This is a genomic window from Nitrosomonas aestuarii (genome assembly GCF_003046585.1).
Lineage (GTDB): Bacteria > Pseudomonadota > Gammaproteobacteria > Burkholderiales > Nitrosomonadaceae > Nitrosomonas > Nitrosomonas aestuarii.
The window spans coordinates 1-17,340 of sequence record NZ_QAAE01000030.1 but is presented as its reverse complement, the minus strand read 5'-3'; the positions used below and the strand labels follow the sequence as shown (position 1 = coordinate 17,340).

At 43.6% G+C, this 17,340-nt stretch carries 17 protein-coding genes; 5 read left to right on the top strand and 12 right to left on the bottom strand.

The window, feature by feature from the left end; genetic code table 11:
• Positions 1-961 precede the first annotated feature (961 nt).
• Genes C8R11_RS15185 through C8R11_RS15175 form a run of 3 tightly spaced genes read left to right on the top strand, consistent with a single transcriptional unit; the run spans position 962 to position 3,488 of the window.
• Positions 962-2,059 (top strand): YHYH protein, encoded by a 1,098-nt coding sequence (locus tag C8R11_RS15185; RefSeq protein WP_107796438.1) that lies wholly within the window; start codon positions 962-964, stop codon positions 2,057-2,059.
• Complete coding sequence (locus tag C8R11_RS16320; RefSeq protein ID WP_107796434.1) at positions 2,056-2,397, top strand: hypothetical protein; 342 nt, start codon at positions 2,056-2,058, stop codon at positions 2,395-2,397. The genes C8R11_RS15185 and C8R11_RS16320 overlap by 4 nt, the downstream gene beginning before the upstream one ends.
• 59 nt (positions 2,398-2,456) lie before the next feature.
• Positions 2,457-3,488, top strand: a complete 1,032-nt coding sequence (locus C8R11_RS15175) for a hypothetical protein (protein WP_107796433.1) — start codon at positions 2,457-2,459, stop codon at positions 3,486-3,488.
• A 78-nt stretch (positions 3,489-3,566) separates the two neighbouring features.
• Here C8R11_RS15175 and C8R11_RS15170 read toward each other — a convergent pair whose 3' ends face one another.
• The 3 genes from C8R11_RS15170 to C8R11_RS16855 all read right to left on the bottom strand — a co-directional run bounded on the left by C8R11_RS15170 (position 3,567) and on the right by C8R11_RS16855 (position 5,901).
• Positions 3,567-4,853: a Y-family DNA polymerase gene (locus tag C8R11_RS15170; RefSeq protein WP_219908629.1), complete on the bottom strand. Its 1,287-nt coding sequence runs from the start codon at positions 4,851-4,853 to the stop codon at positions 3,567-3,569.
• The gene (locus C8R11_RS15165) at positions 4,834-5,412 is read right to left on the bottom strand and encodes a LexA family protein (protein WP_107796432.1); all 579 of its coding nucleotides are present in this window, start codon (positions 5,410-5,412) and stop codon (positions 4,834-4,836) included. The genes C8R11_RS15170 and C8R11_RS15165 overlap by 20 nt, the downstream gene beginning before the upstream one ends.
• Before the next feature lie 273 nt (positions 5,413-5,685).
• Entirely contained in the window at positions 5,686-5,901 is a 216-nt protein-coding gene (locus tag C8R11_RS16855; protein WP_244907723.1) for a VOC family protein, read from the bottom strand.
• 983 nt (positions 5,902-6,884) lie between these two features.
• Here C8R11_RS16855 and C8R11_RS15155 point away from each other — a divergent pair.
• Together C8R11_RS15155 and C8R11_RS16315 are read left to right on the top strand one after the other, a co-directional pair.
• Positions 6,885-7,418: an NUDIX hydrolase gene (locus tag C8R11_RS15155; protein WP_107796431.1), complete on the top strand. Its 534-nt coding sequence runs from the start codon at positions 6,885-6,887 to the stop codon at positions 7,416-7,418.
• 304 nt (positions 7,419-7,722) lie between these two features.
• Positions 7,723-7,863, top strand: a complete 141-nt coding sequence (locus C8R11_RS16315) for a hypothetical protein (protein WP_181258281.1) — start codon at positions 7,723-7,725, stop codon at positions 7,861-7,863.
• Between the two features lie 334 nt (positions 7,864-8,197).
• Here C8R11_RS16315 and C8R11_RS15150 read toward each other — a convergent pair whose 3' ends face one another.
• The 9 genes from C8R11_RS15150 to C8R11_RS15110 form a co-directional block, all read right to left on the bottom strand.
• Entirely contained in the window at positions 8,198-10,381 is a 2,184-nt protein-coding gene (locus C8R11_RS15150; protein WP_107796430.1) for an OsmC domain/YcaO domain-containing protein, read from the bottom strand.
• 319 nt (positions 10,382-10,700) lie between these two features.
• On the bottom strand, positions 10,701-11,360 hold the full coding sequence (locus C8R11_RS15145; RefSeq protein WP_107796429.1) for an NADPH-dependent FMN reductase: 660 nt from the start codon (positions 11,358-11,360) through the stop codon (positions 10,701-10,703).
• Positions 11,361-11,476: 116 nt separating this feature from the next.
• On the bottom strand, positions 11,477-11,947 hold the full coding sequence (locus C8R11_RS15140; RefSeq protein WP_107796428.1) for a pyrimidine dimer DNA glycosylase/endonuclease V: 471 nt from the start codon (positions 11,945-11,947) through the stop codon (positions 11,477-11,479).
• Between the two features lie 130 nt (positions 11,948-12,077).
• Positions 12,078-13,022: a GGDEF domain-containing protein gene (locus C8R11_RS15135; protein WP_107796427.1), complete on the bottom strand. Its 945-nt coding sequence runs from the start codon at positions 13,020-13,022 to the stop codon at positions 12,078-12,080.
• Positions 13,023-13,508: 486 nt separating this feature from the next.
• Positions 13,509-13,955, bottom strand: a complete 447-nt coding sequence (locus tag C8R11_RS15130; RefSeq protein WP_146159128.1) for a hypothetical protein — start codon at positions 13,953-13,955, stop codon at positions 13,509-13,511.
• Positions 13,956-14,094: 139 nt separating this feature from the next.
• Positions 14,095-14,496, bottom strand: coding sequence for a methyltransferase family protein (locus C8R11_RS17205; protein ID WP_425320592.1), 402 nt, complete (start codon positions 14,494-14,496; stop codon positions 14,095-14,097).
• Between the two features lie 401 nt (positions 14,497-14,897).
• Complete coding sequence (locus C8R11_RS15120; RefSeq protein WP_107796425.1) at positions 14,898-15,758, bottom strand: REP-associated tyrosine transposase; 861 nt, start codon at positions 15,756-15,758, stop codon at positions 14,898-14,900.
• A 64-nt stretch (positions 15,759-15,822) separates the two neighbouring features.
• Positions 15,823-16,272, bottom strand: coding sequence for a hypothetical protein (locus tag C8R11_RS15115; protein ID WP_107796424.1), 450 nt, complete (start codon positions 16,270-16,272; stop codon positions 15,823-15,825).
• Positions 16,273-16,410: 138 nt separating this feature from the next.
• Entirely contained in the window at positions 16,411-17,103 is a 693-nt protein-coding gene (locus C8R11_RS15110) for a hypothetical protein (RefSeq protein ID WP_107796423.1), read from the bottom strand.
• Positions 17,104-17,340 lie beyond the last annotated feature (237 nt).

Here is a 17,340-nt window from a genome sequence, read left to right as displayed (position 1 = left end):
TTCTGCCTTCAACAATTTTAGCAATTATATCAACGGTGAGTTGAGCTTTAGAATCCATCACAATCATCCTCAACATGCCTCCAGTATTCAAAAAAAGAACACTAACAAACATGTAAAAAAGAGACCGACAGTTTCCCTTGGTAATTAGCGATTACGACAGAATCGCCTGGTAATTAAGATACGACAAAGTCGCTTGGTGTTAACAAGTTAACCTGTGTTAGTTCAAACCTGATCTGGCACCGCGCAGCCATTAATTGCGATACGACCTGACAATCGATTCTCGGCCGATAGCAGCCAGTCAATTTTTTTCAATAAATCTCCGATCATCTGGCTAAAAAATATGAAACAGCCAATACTGTCATGATCTTCTGATCTATATAATCTGTATATCGTTTCATTTAGGATGATATATATGACAAGCATAACGACTCTGTTGCTATTAACGCTAAAAGTATGGAAGATATACGGAAACTATATGATTACTTGTAACAACGAATTGGCTGTTGAAGTGTTAAGGGTGATCGAGAGCTAAAGAGTTCGAGTGATTCCCTATTGGCGGTAGCGTGGTAAGTTGAAAATTATTTGGAGTGAGGTGGTGATAGCTTCAAGCGCATTGCTGTTTTCATCAAAGGCTTCGTTATCAAGTCGAGCTATTGCGTGTTGAGATAGATAATGAGATAACTCGATTATTTATTGGTGATGTGAAACACAGATTGAGCGGGGATTCACTTACTGAGAGGGTTGGTACAGCCAACTCAAAAGCGAGTCAATTATAGTAAAGCAATGTGGCGGTTGGGTGTGTATACACAGCGAGAAGCACCATACAGCAGTTCCGTGGTAACTAGGGTTGTCACAGAGGTCGCCCCTTCAGTTGGCTCATGCAACCGACGTTACAGTCCCTTCGATCACATGTGCCAGATGCAAAAAATCAATGCATTACCAGGAAAATCGAATGAAATTTATGAATTTCTCAAGATATGAGCAGATATTAGTTGTAGTTTTCGTTAGTTCACTCGCTTTAGCTGGGTGCAATAGTCCATCCGAAGATACAGCAAAAAATCCAGATGCAAATAACGAAAAAACTACAGATACAAAAGGACTGGATATTTCTTTATTTAAAGCGGGTGCCTTTACTAAAGAACCCGAAATAGTAGACTGCGAAACAACCGCAGGTACTACAACCACTTGTTATAAATTAATAACCTCAGGCAGTCCTGCAGGACGTGAACTGGGCCATTTCTGTCCCAGAACCATTTCTGACGGCCCAGATGCTTCTGGTGTTTGGTTTAGCAAGGAAGGCGAAGGAGATTTAGTCGATTTAACGGGTGAATTCATTGTAAACCTGACCACATACTATGATGACCCTAATTGGAAACTCTACGATCCGGAGACTGGAAAGGTACGTTATACGGCGACCAAAGAGGCTTGTCTGGGCGCTGCAAAGCCTGACGTTGAAGAGCAATACAAACAAAATTGTATCGAGTGTGAAATGGCTTACCTTGATGAGAATTTTTCTCGCACATACCTCATACCAACCAAGCCTATTCCGGCAGATCGAACAGAACGAGTTCGTACCGCTGGTATTGCACTTGATGGAGTCGAACTTTCAGGGCCGGCCCCCGTTGATGACATTTTGGGAAGCTATACTATTGCTGCATTTGACGACTGTGGTGGCCACATTAATGAACATCAGGGATACCACTACCACGCGACAACGGGATGTACAGATACTCCTGTTAGCAATGATGGATATGCGCCATTGATAGGTTACGCACTTGATGGTTACGCTATCTATGCCATGAAAGATGCTGAAGGCAAGGAAGCCGAATCACTTGATGAATGCCGTGGCACAAGCGATGCTGTACGCGGCTATCACTATCGCGCGGCCAGTCCTAGTGAAAATATGATGATTGGCTGTCTACGTGGCGAAGCAGTTCGTCCTGAAGGTGGACCTAACGATGGCCACCGTCCTCCACATGGTGCTGAAGGCCGTCCACCTCACGGCGCGGATGAAGAGCAACCTCCAAGGCGTAACGATATGTCAAGCGACAAAAAATGATTGGAACTGATTCTATGAGAAAATCACCGGTATGTCTCTTCGCTTTTATTTTACCAATAGTCACTGGTTATGATACCCAGGCTCACTCGTTGCCGCTAAACAAGGCTGCTGTGGAATCTTGCCAGGAGAAAGAAAGATCCCAAGCCTGCCAATATCCAGGTCATCACAATGATTTGTATATTGGTACCTGCCAGTATGTAACTGATGAAAAATTGATTTGCGTCAGGAATAAACCTATACAAAAAATTGATTCTGACACCGTGGATTCCGAGACAGGGCACAATGCGAAACACTACTCGATAGAATTGCATAACAAACAAATACAACCGACACAGTAAACTGTGCGGCTGATTTGGACGTTAGGCTCCCTATCCGAGAATTCATAAAGGAACTCGATATGGCATATGATGATTTTTGTCCTTTCTATGAAAGAGCTTTCAAAAATATTCGAGGCGGATTCATGGAGAAGGTTTTAGTCTCTTTACTTCTTGGTGCATCCATTCTAGTAATACACTATTTGAGTATAGGAACCGTTGTTTTTGATGAAAAAGGGTGGATTCTTTCAATCATAATAACGGTTGCGAGCCTAAGTTTATTTTTTGCTACCCATACATTTAGAATGTTGCTGCCACAGTTAGGACAGCGCTTAAAACCAAATGAACGAGATAAGCTTATAGTTTCTATTAACAACTATTTATCAGATAGGAAATTTCTTTTAGGTGGAATGACATTTGGCTTTTTAAATAGCCTGATGGGCGTCCTGTTTGGTTTGCCAGATATATATGACTCCATATTAGATAAGGCTGTAATCCTAGGATCCTATTTTATTGCGGGGTTTATATGTGGTGTAGCTTTATCTGGAATTGTCGGCGTAACGAAATGTATTAATAGTTTCTCCAAAAATTTGGAGCCAATATTTGATTATACGTCTCAAGACAAGTGTGGTGGGACACGGTTTATTGGTTGGGCTTTACTTATTTTTAGCACAGTAACGCTTGTTGTTGGTGTCTTGATTACTGTATACATATCTATTACGGAGTGGAAGTACAAAAGTGAAGTATATGTAAGTATTCTTTATGCTAGCTGGATTCTATTACCTTATATAGCGTCGATCTTTGTTCTGTTAGTTCCTGCAATTTCTATAAATAAATCACTAAATAGATACAAATTGGATAAGGAAAAGAAGCTGTCAGAATCAATTAAATTACTATTTAACGAACTTGAGAACAAAGATATTTCCCCCGAAAGAAAGTCTGAGTTATACCTAGATTATCAGTTTCAGACTAATATGAGAAAAGAACTCCATGAAATGAGAACGTGGCCATTCAGTATTGGAACTAATTCAACTTATTTTCTCTCTGTTGCGTCGAGTTTTTATACTACTTATGAGAGTGTAAACAGTTGGTTTCCTACCCCCCCACCAACCTAACAAAAACCATTAACTCAGACACTTTTCCGCGACGCTTGAACTTTGTCATACGCTACGCTAGCAAAGCTTAAGCACCACTTATCTCACCGGCGGAATCTCACTCCATTTTGTCGTAAATGCCCGTGTCATCCGGCTGCGCTGCATCGCCCATGTTTTATGCACCCCTTCAGCAGCAAAAAACAGCGTGTGATTACCGAACTGATGATTGATTCTGTCAATTGTCGGCATCAAACGTGACGATACGGGATTGTTATCTGTATCGAATAGCGTGCCCTGGATTTGACTGTCTGATACGATATCAAACAGCATGACGCCTGCTTTTGCATAACGCACACCAGGCTTGAATATCTTTTCAATGCCGTTACTGGCTGCAGCAATGAGTTCCCGGGTATCAGCGGTAGCAACAGGAAAACGAATCGTCCAGCTGCGCGAAAAGTACGACTCACGGGTATTATGCTTTCCGTTCTGAATCGTGACCTGCAATGCACCACAAGCGGAGTGTTGCACGCGCAGTTTCTCCCCTGCCCTGGTTGCATGCAGTGCAGTTGCTTCAATGAGTGCCTGTTTGCAGGTTACACGCTGACCGAAAGAGCGTGATGCAATAATCTGTTTTTTCGGTGCAATGTCTTCCTTATTCAGACAGATTGTTCCACGCAACTCCATGATCAATCGCTGCATCACGACACTGTAGCGCGCCCGCATATGATCCGGATCGGCATTGCGTAAATCAAGTGCAGTATAAATACGCTGTTTATTCAGTTTCTCGGCCCAGCGCCGACCGATACCCCAGATATCGGCAACCGCCACACTGACCAATACAGCTTCAAGCGACCCGGCGCTGCTGATATTAAACACCCGGCCAGGGATATCGTATTTCTTAGAGATACGGTTGGCGATCTTGGCCAGTGTCTTGGTTGGACCAATACCCATGGAGACGGGTATGCCGGTATTTTGATAAGTCTTCATGACAATCTTTCGGCCCAGCGCATCGAGTACTTCAGACCGGACACCTGTTAAATCCAGCCAGGCTTCATCGATGCTGTAGACTTCAGTATCCGGCGCATATTGCCCCAGTGTATCCATAACGCGTGCAGACATGTCACCATACAAAGCATAGTTACTGGAAACGATGACTGCCTTCATCGCTTCCAACTGTTTTTTATGCTTGAAATACGGCGCGCCCATCGGAATACCGGTAGCTTTCAGTTCATTGGAACGGGCGATGATGCAACCGTCATTATTGGATAACACGCCGACAGGTCGATTGTTCCAGGCAGGATGAAACACCCGTTCACAGGATACGTAGAAATTATTGCAGTCGACCAGCGCAATACGCCGGGGAATATCAGAGTTTACGGGTAACACCGGACACCACGCCCCATATGATCAATTCCATTTCCTGATCCAGTTGAATGACTGGATAGGCTGGATTTTCAGGGTGCAATTCTATGCGCCCGTTTTTTCTGAACAGTCGTTTGACGGTTAATTCGTTATCAACGACTGCGATGACGATCGAATCATGAGCGGCATCCAGCGACCGGTCGACAATCAGTATATCGCCAGGCAGGATACCCGCCCCGGTCATGCTCTCGCCAGTCACGCGCACATAAAATGTCGCCGATGGATGCGGCACGAAGTATTCGTTCAGATCCAGTTGCCCTTCGACATAATCGTCTGCCGGGGATGGAAAACCGGCGGGCACAGACGAAGAATGGATCGGACGTTTTAATGACACCGGATCTTTGGCTGGAAATAAAATATTCTGGAATGCTTCTCTTGATTGCCGCTGATTCATGATCTGTTCTAACATCGCCTCTATCTCAGAAATACAGGATTGCGGTACGCGCAAGCGCATTACCGGCTCGTCGAACCGTTTCTTGCGCCCTGCCCCTGCGCGTTTTCCACCATGCCGATTTTTATTCATAGCGACATATTAACTTGATATTGGGACAATATTCAAGAGAATTAAAGGTTGATATTTAAAGAAAATAATATCACTTTGATTTTACAATTAAGACTGCTATGGCAATGCATGCAAAGGCACAGCAAATGCTTTACCGTGGAAATCTATTTGCCTGGTCAATTTTAAACCGGCATCAACACACCTGCTTCGATATGCTGCCAACGCTGCGTTCAGCGGCAAAACACACGCTTAGTGGGCACTTTACCCGACTACATGCGCATGTTTGGATGCACATCACTCATATTGCAAAACATTGATGAGCTTTCCAAATGGGTCGCGTACATAAAACCTGCGAACACCGCATGGTTCATTCTCGGGACCATATTCGATAGGGATATTTGTATCCTTTACTTTTTCCAAAACTGTTTCAACATCGTCTACCTCAATTGACAGGTCTGGCACTGATGTTCCTGACCCACCTTCAGTCGCAAAGCTGATTTGAACATTCATCACCTCGTTTGACCATAAGTGCGAATCCAGCCATGATCCATTAATAGTTCAAGACCAAAAATATCAGTATAAAAATTAGCCGTCTTATCCAGGGTTGAAACTTCAATGTTTGAAACAATGCGTTTGACTTTCAAGTCAGTTGCCTATGAATTTGCTGTACACCTTAACGGTTGAATTGCGGGATCGGAAAAAACGCAACGCGCTTTGATGTTGTGCTCAAATAGAATCCCGTCCGTAACTAACCTATACTTGTTGTAGTGACATCATGCAGATCGTAAGAACCAGAATTGAGCAGTTAACCCGGCAAAAACTGGCGCCTGTTTTAATAAAAGGGGTATCAATTGATCATGTGACCTTGAATAAAACCAGATGAGAGAAACAAGCCAAAAAAGCTGACAGGTCTTGCTCGGGCCGCATTTGCAAAAAAGAGTAAATAGTCGTTCAGAAAAAGCAAAATAACAATCAACGGCTGAACAAGTCAAGCTAAAACAATCATCAACCAGTTCTGGTTTGCAAGATACTCCTCCATCGGTAAGAAGTGATTTTCATAGCGCATAAGAATCACCGGGCTTGTCTAACAAACGGTTCAGATCATGGCTTCACGCTACGCGTGAATCACGATCTAACCTTATTCGTTATGCTCAGAGTCTTTACGATTATCCAGAAGTCGCCCCAGCCTTTATTTAACAAGCTACTGACTGTTACCCGGGGATCACTCGAGTAAGAAAATCACGCTTTTTCTTGAGCCTAACTTATATCAATTACTGGATAAAATCGGCATCCACAGTATAACTTTTTTGTATCTTGCATGCCGATAGTCTGTCCGATTTAACGTGGAATAGACATTCCCGTTTGTATCATTTGCAAGCGTGTTTGACAACCCATTGAATTACCCGTAAATTTTAGTTAATGAAAAAGGGCATTTATTTATCCTATGCACAATCTGGCAACTCCGAGAAAAATTCTATTCTGGCCAAAAAATAATGGTTGAGCATCGCGCGACACCTGGGTTTTCCAATGCTTTGATACCGTTGGTTCGGTGGATCATGCCATCTGCGTATGTGCTTGTCCGTTGTTTCTATGCCTGGCTACAGCCATCACGCACAATGGCAATGGTAGCAGTTTGGCATAAAAAACGGATCCTGCTCGTTTCTCATTCCTATAAAGATGGTTATTCGTTGCCTGGTGGTGTCATGCAGCGTCACGAGACACCCGAGTACGGAGCAGTCCGCGAGCTGTTCGAGGAAACCGGCATAAAAATTGAACCTGCTACTTTGCGTCTTGCTGATGTATCGACGCGTATAAGCCGATACGGCAAACGGACGACCTATTTGTTTGAAGTACGGCTTGGCGATGCACCACAAATTCGCGTCAATGGCTGGGAAATTACGACCGGTTCGCTGATTGATGCCCGAGAAGCCTGTATACTTTGCCAGTCGGCTGACCTGTGCTGCTATATTGAGAAATCGCTGGCCAGGGAAAGAAAGGGTCAAGTCCTGCGTTATAACAATCCATGATCTATTTTACGCGATATTAAAATTTGGAAATTGAAAATGGCAATACGGACCGGACAGGTTAATTGTCGCCTAATAATCAGTTTTTCCTTATGAATATCAAGCTCAAAACTGCGTCATCGCCTATTATTGACAGGCATGCTTTTGCTCAGTAAAAAGGGGCAAGTCATCCAAACCACCTTAACCGCAACAGCGAAATAGTTAATGGATTCCATTAGTGAATAATAATAATTACCCTGATATACCTCAGATATTGATTTATATACACTTCCTCGGAAGTCAAATATCAATCTAAGGAGTGACTAGCATGAATACAACTAGAAATTTTCTAATTATGTCAATTGGTACTTTTATGGTGATTGCTTCCGTTGGGTTTATCGCTGTGACAGTGACGGGTTCTGGAGCAAACGACCAAGGTGTAACACAGAATTTGAACAAAGCAACTTAACATAACAAAAATAACTGCAAAGCAAACCAAACGTTAGTCATGCAGAAAAGCTAGACTGGTTTATTTGTAAACAAATGTAATGAACATTTCATAGCCCAGTGGCCAGAGCGCTGTTGGGCTATGAAATACAAAATTTGTATCAGGGCTTAAGACAAAGAGCGCACAAAGGAATCAAGTCTCGCAATACAGCGTCCATTCCTTTTCTTTTTTTAAAAACCCGGCTAGCAGTATCAGGATTATTTGTAGTCATGAAAAACTTGGCCCCGTGCCGAATTTGAATTCACCGAAGCGTAGCATAATTAAGTATTGTGTCCCCAGAATTTCCAACCTGGCATTACCTTTTTTTCGCTTCGCGGGCTTGATGAAGTTTTTTGTAGCTCCCGATTAGTCTTAGGTGCTTATCTAAGCCTTCCAGCTTCATGCTGGTTCTGGTCAGGCCAAAGAATTTCACCTCACCAGTTACAGAGCCGACTACATTGTCCATGGTTCTTTTACCGAACATTTTATTTAGGTTGACGATAAAATTCTCAAGCACCAATGCTTCGTCCAGGGTGATCTCAAGTACTGCATGAACCGCTTGATAGAACAAGCCGCGCTCTACGGTATTGTTGTTGTACTGCAAAAACTCTTCTACTAACCTAATGGCCTCATCAAGCTCGCCTAAGGCAAGGTAGCTAAGAATTTTCAGCTCAAGAATGGTCAGCTGTCCCCAAACAGTGTTTTCATCGAACTCAATGCCAATCAGGGTTCGGATATCCATGTAGTTACCTAGCTGGCTTTCTTCTAAACGCTTCACCAAACGCGCCAGGCTGGCATCACTCAGAGAATGAATATTCAGTATATCTTCGCGGTAATCCAGTGCCTTGTTGGTGTTATCCCAAACAAGGTCTTCAACTGGATATATTTCTGAATAATCCGGCACCAAAATGCGACAGGCAGTGGCGCCTAGATCGTTAAATTCGGCAATATAAACTTCTTTCCCTAGATCTTTTAAAATATCCAATAAGCGCTCTTTTTCTGCTTTGTTTGAGCCTGAGAAATCCCACTCGCAAAATTCATAATCATACCTGGCGCTAAAGAAGCGCCAGGAAATAACACCCGTTGAATCAATAAAGTGCTCAACAAAGTTTTCTGGCTCCGTCACTGCCAGGCTATTAAAGGTTGGCCGTGGCACATCATTTAAACCTTCAAAGCTGCGGCCTTGTAATAGCTCAGTCAGGCTGCGCTCCAGCGCTACTTCAAAGCATGGATGGGCGCCAAATGATGCAAATACACCACCCGTTTTTGGGTTCATTAACGTCACACACATCACTGGGAATTGGCCGCCTAATGAGGCATCTTTAATCACCACAGGAAAGCCTTGCGCTTCCAGGGCGTTAATGCCCTCCAAGATGCCTGGGTACTTCTCAAGCACGTGTTGCGGCACGTCTGGCAAGACAATCTCTTCTTCAATAATTTGTTTTTTTACCGCACGTTCGAAGATTTCCGATAGGCATTGCACTTCCGCTTCATACAGGTTATTGCCCGCACTCATGCCGTTACTTAAAAATAAATTGTCAATCAAATTAACCGGGAAATATACGGTTTCCTGATCAGACTGACGCACATATGGAATAGCGCATATGCCACGCCCAACCAAACCCGAGTTGGTATCAATCAGATTTGAGCCACGCAGCTCACCGTCTTGATCGTAGATGCCTAAACAATGTTCATCAAGAATGCCAGCTGGCAGCTCGTCATTTGGCCCCGGCATAAACCATTTCTCATTTGGATAATGTACAAAGTCGCTGTTGGCAATCTCTTCGCCAAAATACTGATCATTGTAAAAGAAATTGCAGTTAAGGCGTTCAATAAACTCACCTAGCGCCGAGCAAAGTGCGCTCTCTTTGGTTGAGCCTTTTCCGTTGGTAAAACACATAGGCGAAGCTGCATCGCGTATATGCAGTGACCACACATTTGGCACGATATTGCGCCAGGAAGCAATCTCGATCTTCATGCCAAGGCCTGCCAGAATGGCAGTCATGTTCGAGATGGTTTGTTCAAGTGGCAGATCTTTACCCAGGATATAAGTGCTGGAATTGCCTTCAGGTTGACCCATAAGCATGACCTGCGCATCTTCGTCGAGGTTTTTAACCGATTCGATTTTAAACTCAGGGCCAGTTTGGACTACTTTTTTCACTGTGCAGCGGTCAATCGATCTTAAAATACCCTGGCGATCTTTATCAGAAATACTTTCTGGCAGCTCTACCTGAATTTGAAAGATTTGGTTATAACGGTTTTCAGGGTCAACTATATTGTTCTGCGACAGCCTGATGTTTTCAGTAGGAATGTCACGGGACAAACAATACACCCGCGCAAAATAGCCCGCACAAAGGGCCGATGAAACCAGGAAGTAATCAAAAGGACTGGGAGCTGAGCCATCACCTTTGTAGCGAACAGGCTGGTCAGTGATGACAATAAAATCATCAAACTTAGCTTCAAGTCTGAGATTATCGAGAAAATTAACTTTGATTTCCATTGAATAGTTTCCGGGGTCGTGCGCTACAAGCGGAGGCGCTTTAAATTTTTTTCTTTTTGAGGTTTTTAATGGCTGCCAATTGAAAGATTGGTTTTAATTGAGGGAATTATCTGTTTTTTGCGGCAAAACGCGAAAAGGGTCTTGCAATACAACATCCCTTCTCCGTCTTTTTAACAATCCGAAAGACAACCGCATAATAATGCACTCCAAATTCATCCACTATTTTAACAATCCGGCTGACAACGGCAGGATCATTTATAACAATGCAAGACCCTGCGGTGTTTACGTCCGACAACCTGCACTTGTTATGCCCATCGCATTAAGGGGCGTTCCGTTGAGAAGGATCCCGCTTGAAATCCTTAATCAGTTGGTGCGGATCATCCCTTGCACGATGCTCTCTGGCAGCCAGAGCCCACCAAACCAATTGATTGAAAGTTCGGCCAAAATAATTAAACCAGGATACTGGGTCCTCTCCCGGCTGCGGCGATCCATCCACGGCAAAAACCTCCTGAGCTTTTGGCACATGAACCATCGCAGAAACTGGCAGGCAGCCCAGCTCCGAGAGAAATGTTCGCATTCCAACTGCCGCTCTCATTCCTCCCCATTGACCGGCTGAGTATGTAACGATTGCGCTCGGTTTATAGGCAAACAAAGAACTGCCGAAGTGGTTTAGCAGATTAGCCAGCGCAGGACTCATGGAATGATTGTACTCGGGACTGATCATAATAAAGCCATCGGATGACTTTATTTTTTCTGCCAGCCTGCTGAGGCTGGAAGGCGCTTTGCTCTTTGGGTAGGCAAAGTGTGGCTTGAACACGGTATCAAACGGATAATCCAGCGCATCAATCAATTCTACCTCATGCTCCTCATATCGGCTTTTTAAACATTCCAGGCAAGCTTCTGCTACACGAACACCCAGGCGGGCTGGCTCCGGGGGTGTGCTTTCACGAACGGTGCCCAAAAAAACCAGAAATTTCATTCAGGAGGCTCCATCTGCTGGCCGCAAAGTATAACGCCTCGCATCAGCGGCAAAGTGCGCGCGTAGCAGGCACTTTTTCGGCTGCATGCGCTTGTTAAGTGAATTTTGTGCATCGTTTAAAATCCGTGTGCCCATTCAGGTACGCTCCTTTTGGTCCATTTAGCAAATCCCATCTTTTCACCGAGATAAAACTGTCTGTATGCTTTAACCGCATCTCCCGGAACTTTGTATTTATCCGGCATCGCCTGAGCAAATTCAGTTAATCCTCGATTGTCGTAGCTGTAGTTTGAAATTTCATTGAGGGCAAATATTGATTTATGATCGGAATCTCTTTCAAACCTGAATCGGTATTCGGTATTTAACGCAAGAGCGAGACTCTTTAGCCATGAAAAATTCCCAAATGACAGTTCTACCCAGAGCACGCAGGGATGTTTTATGTGAGTAGATTTATAGGGCGTCGCAAACCCTTTTTTATTGAGTGCCGTGCATAACATCTGCACACTCTCGAGTATCATTTTTACTACGTGCTGGTCACAATGATACTGTGCGCATTTTTCTATATCTTTATCTAGTATGAATATGTTCATCTAGAAAGCCTTAAGTCACCTAACGTTGCAAATAATTGGTATTTTGTGAAGCGTAGCGTAACAAAATGTCACATTAATTTGCCTTGTTAGGTTTTTTCCAAAATCACTGAGCTCAGTGTTAAAGTATATATTATATACTCCGAAAAACGACCATATTTCTCCCACGCATCTTGGCTTCATACATCGCCTTGTCAGCAGCCGCAACGAATTCTTCAAAGGTAATTTTAGAGTGGGGCCTACCTGAAGTTACCCCGATACTCAGAGTATATTTAACTCTAATATCTGGTTCTTTAACCTTAACAGTTTCATATGACACGCTGGATAAGAGTTTATTTGCTAATGCAATTGCTTCGTCTTTTTTATTCCCGATCGAAACAACCATGAATTCCTCTCCCCCGTATCGGAGTACAATGTCCGACTCTCTCTCACAAATACTTTTCAGTACGTTAGAAAGATGCTTCAAGCAAACATCACCCGCACTATGCCCATATGTATCATTAATTGCCTTAAAATGATCTATATCTACAAATAATACAGAAATATGTCCGTTTGATCTTTTGGCGCTGGTCCATAAGATCGAAACTTCATGATTAATGGCTTTCCGGTTGTACGCTCCTGTTAATGAATCTATTTTATTATCTTGCTCCAGCTTCGAATTCAAATCACTAAGACTTTTATTTGCCTCCATTAATTTGTTTTTTAACTCTACTCTCTCCGTAACATCTTTTTGAATGCCGATAAAGTGAGTTATTTCACCGATATCATTCTTTATTGGTGAAATTGAGAGTTCATTCCAGAAAATACTTCCGTCCTTTCTGTGGTTTCTTAAGGTGATTAAAATTGACTCTCCATTATCTATTGCGGCTCTAATCTCAGCTATCTGCGGTTGATCAATTTCCGTACCCTGTAGAAATCTACAATCCTTCCCTAATATTTCTGATTTTCTAAATCCTGATAAAAGCTCAAAAGCAGGATTGACGTATACAATTAGATTTTCTTTACCCTTCGCCTTAGTGATTATTAGCCCATCACGCGTTGAATCTATTGCTTTAAAGTATATGTCTTTGGTTAACATAGTGTCTGCCTATCGCAAATGCTTAACGTAAAGCTAGGGGGCGAGCGCGATAGCGGCCGTCCCGCTTAAGCGCGGTGTTAGGCATCCATGTCACATAGCATTGCACCTTCAATGCTTCCATCAAGATGCGCCATGCCTGTAAACATCCACTCTTCAGGGTCGTATCTGTTCGAGCTATGTTTGAAGATAGCAAATTCCCATTTGTTGAGTGAGCCTGTACATTGCTGTCCCGTTAACTTTTCTTTCTGAACAAAGTTGGCTGGTTATCATATTTGCAAAGAGTAATAGGTGAGTCGCCTCGCAACAGTACCATGAGATCACGTTTTTTAAATAGGTTGAGGTGCAATAACCGAAGTATTTGTTGCATGCCGATCTGTATCTTTAACTGGAATTTGATAAACACGATCGGTAAATAGACGCATAAAGCAATCCAGAGTAACAAATATTTGTTACTCTGGCCCCAAATATGTTAAGTCACCTTTCATACTAGTGATTGACCACTCTTAAATATCCGTTGTACGAGCCCCCAACGGCAACTATGGCATCCACAAACAACCGACCCCTGAGACCATTGGAGGGAGCGAATACTGCATTGATCTCTCCGCCTATCGCGGTGCGCCCACGGTATGTGAAATCAGCGACGACTGGGCGTCCATCAACTTTTCCAGCGAACTCGAATGCCGAGGTAAACACGTCTTCGTACGCTCCGGGCGGACTAGTGGAGACTTCTTCGCATGAAGCCAAGGCCAGGGCGCGTGTTCTTGCCAAAGCAATTCCTTCAAGCGTGCCCGTAAAATTAACCACGCCCTCAATCGTCAGCAGGCAATTTTCATCAACTGGTCTCAATGCCAGCGTGGAAAAATCGATTTCTACAGTAAAATTCCCTTTTGCGCGTACCAACTCGCCTGCCCACGCCGGGACTGAAACTCCCAAAGCACTCAACATAATAGCGAGCGTAAAGCTGATTGTATGTCTCATTTTTGTTTCTCCTAAGCTATGTTTTTGAATAGAACTCTGGCCTCTGAACCTGTCGACGGCGGGTCAAATGTCCGCTGCAACGGTTTGTTGGGCATCAAACCCACCGGCGCACCGTTTCTTTGTACCGCCGATATGCACCCTCGAATTTCTCACTCATGTGTCGTTCCTCAGGCCTGATCTGAAACCGATTCATGTAGAGAACGAAGACAGGAAGCATGACAAGAGCTGCAACGTTGCTTAGAAATACGCTCCAAGCACACAGCACGAGAAAGAACCCGACGTACATAGGGTTCCGGCTAACTCGGTATACACCGTGAACGACGAGGGTGGTTGATTGATTCGGAACTCTAGGGTCGACGGTTGTCCCCACAGACCTGAACGCCAGCACACCAGAGAAAGCGATGGCGCCACCAGCTGACGCCAGCACGATTGCAACGAACGTTGCGCCTGAGAAAGCGAAGTTCGGATTCGGGACAACAACCGACTGTGCCCACATAAGTGCGGATGTGATAAGAACCAGCACAACGGGTGGGATTTTTAGTTCTAGAGCCTGCACGAAGAATCCATTGATGCCCAACTTAATATATACGACTTTTGTCCAATGATCTTCCAACTAATGTCTTAAAATTACAGTTAATATAAAGTATTATATTGTATTTTAATAATAATTAATCTTTATCAAGACATTTTATGCAAGCAAATACGACAATGCCGTCCGCTAATAAACTGCTTGATCAAGTACGAGAGAAAAATAAGGAGAAAAATAAGGGCCAGAAAAATAAGAAAAAATAAGGGTTAAAAAATAAGGGTCAAAGGGTCACAAAAAATAAGGGTCAGGTCTACACAAAAAATAAGGGTCAGGTCTATATTCAAAGCCTCCGCGCATTTGACACCAAACTATCTCCCCTTTTTACCACTATTCGCTTTTTCTGCTCGAACAATTTTACCCACAGTTGTGAAATGCATGTTAAAGAACGCAGCAATCTGTGAGTAACTGTATTCGCCAGTCGTATACATTGCCACAATGGCTTCATTACGGTTGGCATGGGCCTGCGCTAGTTTTTCCAGCGTCGGTGCAGGTGGGCGGCGCTGGGCTTTGGGTATATTGAGATCATCAGACAATGCTTTGGTTTTTTGCTGCATCTGTTGCACGAAATGATCATCACCTAGAAACACCTGTCGGTTTAAATATCGCCATATTGATTCTTGTCCAATGCCTTGCGCAACATATTGACGATACCCTTGCACTGCTTCATTTCGTTTAGCTGCAAATTGTGCTAGTAATTTGTCTGTTGCTAGCCATGGCGGCGCTGAAGCTTCCCCAACCATTGCATTATAGCTGCTCCATGGCCACTTCCCGGGCTGGTCCACCATGCCTGCCCTTACCGGATTGAGAACAACATAGCGTATCAATTCCATCAGATAAGTGTCCGCATCAACCAAAATCGCTTTGTATCGCCCTTGGAGCAAATGACCACTGCGTTGATGGCGACGATTCGATGCCTGTGTAAACACGCCATTTAATTGACGCATACCCTTCGACAAATTGCCATCTGGTGTTTCAACCAACAAATGATAGTGATTGCTCATCAGACAATAAGCATGACAAACCCAATTAAAGTCTTCAATGACTTGTCCCAAAATGGCAAGGAACCTTTCTCGATCAGTATCATCATCATAAATATTCTCACGACGATCACCGCGAGCGGTCACATGATAAAAGGCACCAGAAAATTCAATTCTTATGGGTCTACTCATGGGGTTGATAGTAGCATACATGATGCATCTTATCTAGACCTGACCCTATAGCTCTACTATAGCTCTACAATATCTTGCTCTTAGAGGCCGTCGGATTATTTGCATCTAGGTGGACAGGCTCAGATTGATCTCTAGCCCGACAAGCTCTTTTCATAACACGAGCATAGCCCGACTTGCCCGAACCATTTCCTCCATAAATCACAGTAATACCAGCTTCGGAGAAAGTTAGAATACGATCATTCGGAATCTGATTGACGTTTTGCAGGTCTCTCAAAGCGACTAGAGTAACTGACTCGCCTAGGGCAAGTTCGGCAGGAAGGTGCTCTTTAGCCAGTGGAATCGGCAACAGTGCATCATCACTTTCTATACCGCAATTCTTCTTAAGAAGTGCGTATAACTCGGACAGGTCGGTCTCGTTCAGTGCTGATTCCTGCTGGAAGAGGCGGCGGCATGCATCTCGTTGCCATGACTGAAGAGATTCTGTCCACTTTAATATTTGACTAAGTAGAGACATCCATTTTCTCGCTTTATTTCGTTATCGCCGGGACCCAAAGCTGCTTCTCTTGCATAACGCTTCACATCACCGGCAGCAAAAAGCAGAGCGAGGAACGAGCGGCGCTTTTTGCTGTCCGAGTGCATGTGATTGTTAGATTTACTCTTTAGTAGAGACAAAAATTCTGTACACTTCAACTGAATCACCCGGACCTAGCAGTAACCCAAGCTTGTCTCCAAATGAATGTTCGTTCGTTGTTTTGTCAACTAGCTCGTTGTTGATGATGAAATTTAGTTCGCTTCCCTGAATCAAGATATCCATTTTATTAAGTCTGCCATCGCTTTTTATATGACTGGATTCTGTATAGTTGATTATGGTTTCTTCCCAGTCTGTAGTGCTCGCCCTGCCATAAATATATAAGTTTTTAACTATGCCGAACGCATATGTATCTTCGTGACCTTCACCAAAGAGTAACAGGAAAGGAAAACCACCATCTTCAACCTTTCGAAAAGTAACCTCATATTTTAGATAAGTTAAATTTGTTTTGACTGTTACAGGCAAATCAATGCGCTTAAATCCATGCTGGGTGCTGTCCTTCTTGTTCACCAGCAATAGTTTGGATTTTGTGATTTCCATTGAAATCTGATTGTTATTTGTTAGTTCCCAGCTGTTATTGTTATTTTCGAATTCCTCTTCAAAGATAGATTCTGGGTTTTCACTATTTATTGATATTACAGGTGCTGTGGCCGCATTTCTAAGTTTTAGTGCATTCCTTACCTCTGGAACAACTAGAATCGCCGCCACCGTCCCGAAGAAAGTTAACAACAGAGTGATGATTGTAATTATTTCCATATTTCACACAAGTTATTAGAGCGACATTAAATGAGTATGAGCATAGATGTGGCGCGGATTACATATAGTAATCTAACGCTGCGCTCAGCGGCGCGGCTTTGCCGCGTCCGTCTGCAGCGCCTTGTTAGCAGAAACATCTTTCAACGAACCCGATAGGTACTTGTGAATAATGCTCGACACCAGGGTTTGGTATGGAATTCCTTCCTCAGAGGCTCTTAGCTGGATCGCCATCAGGTC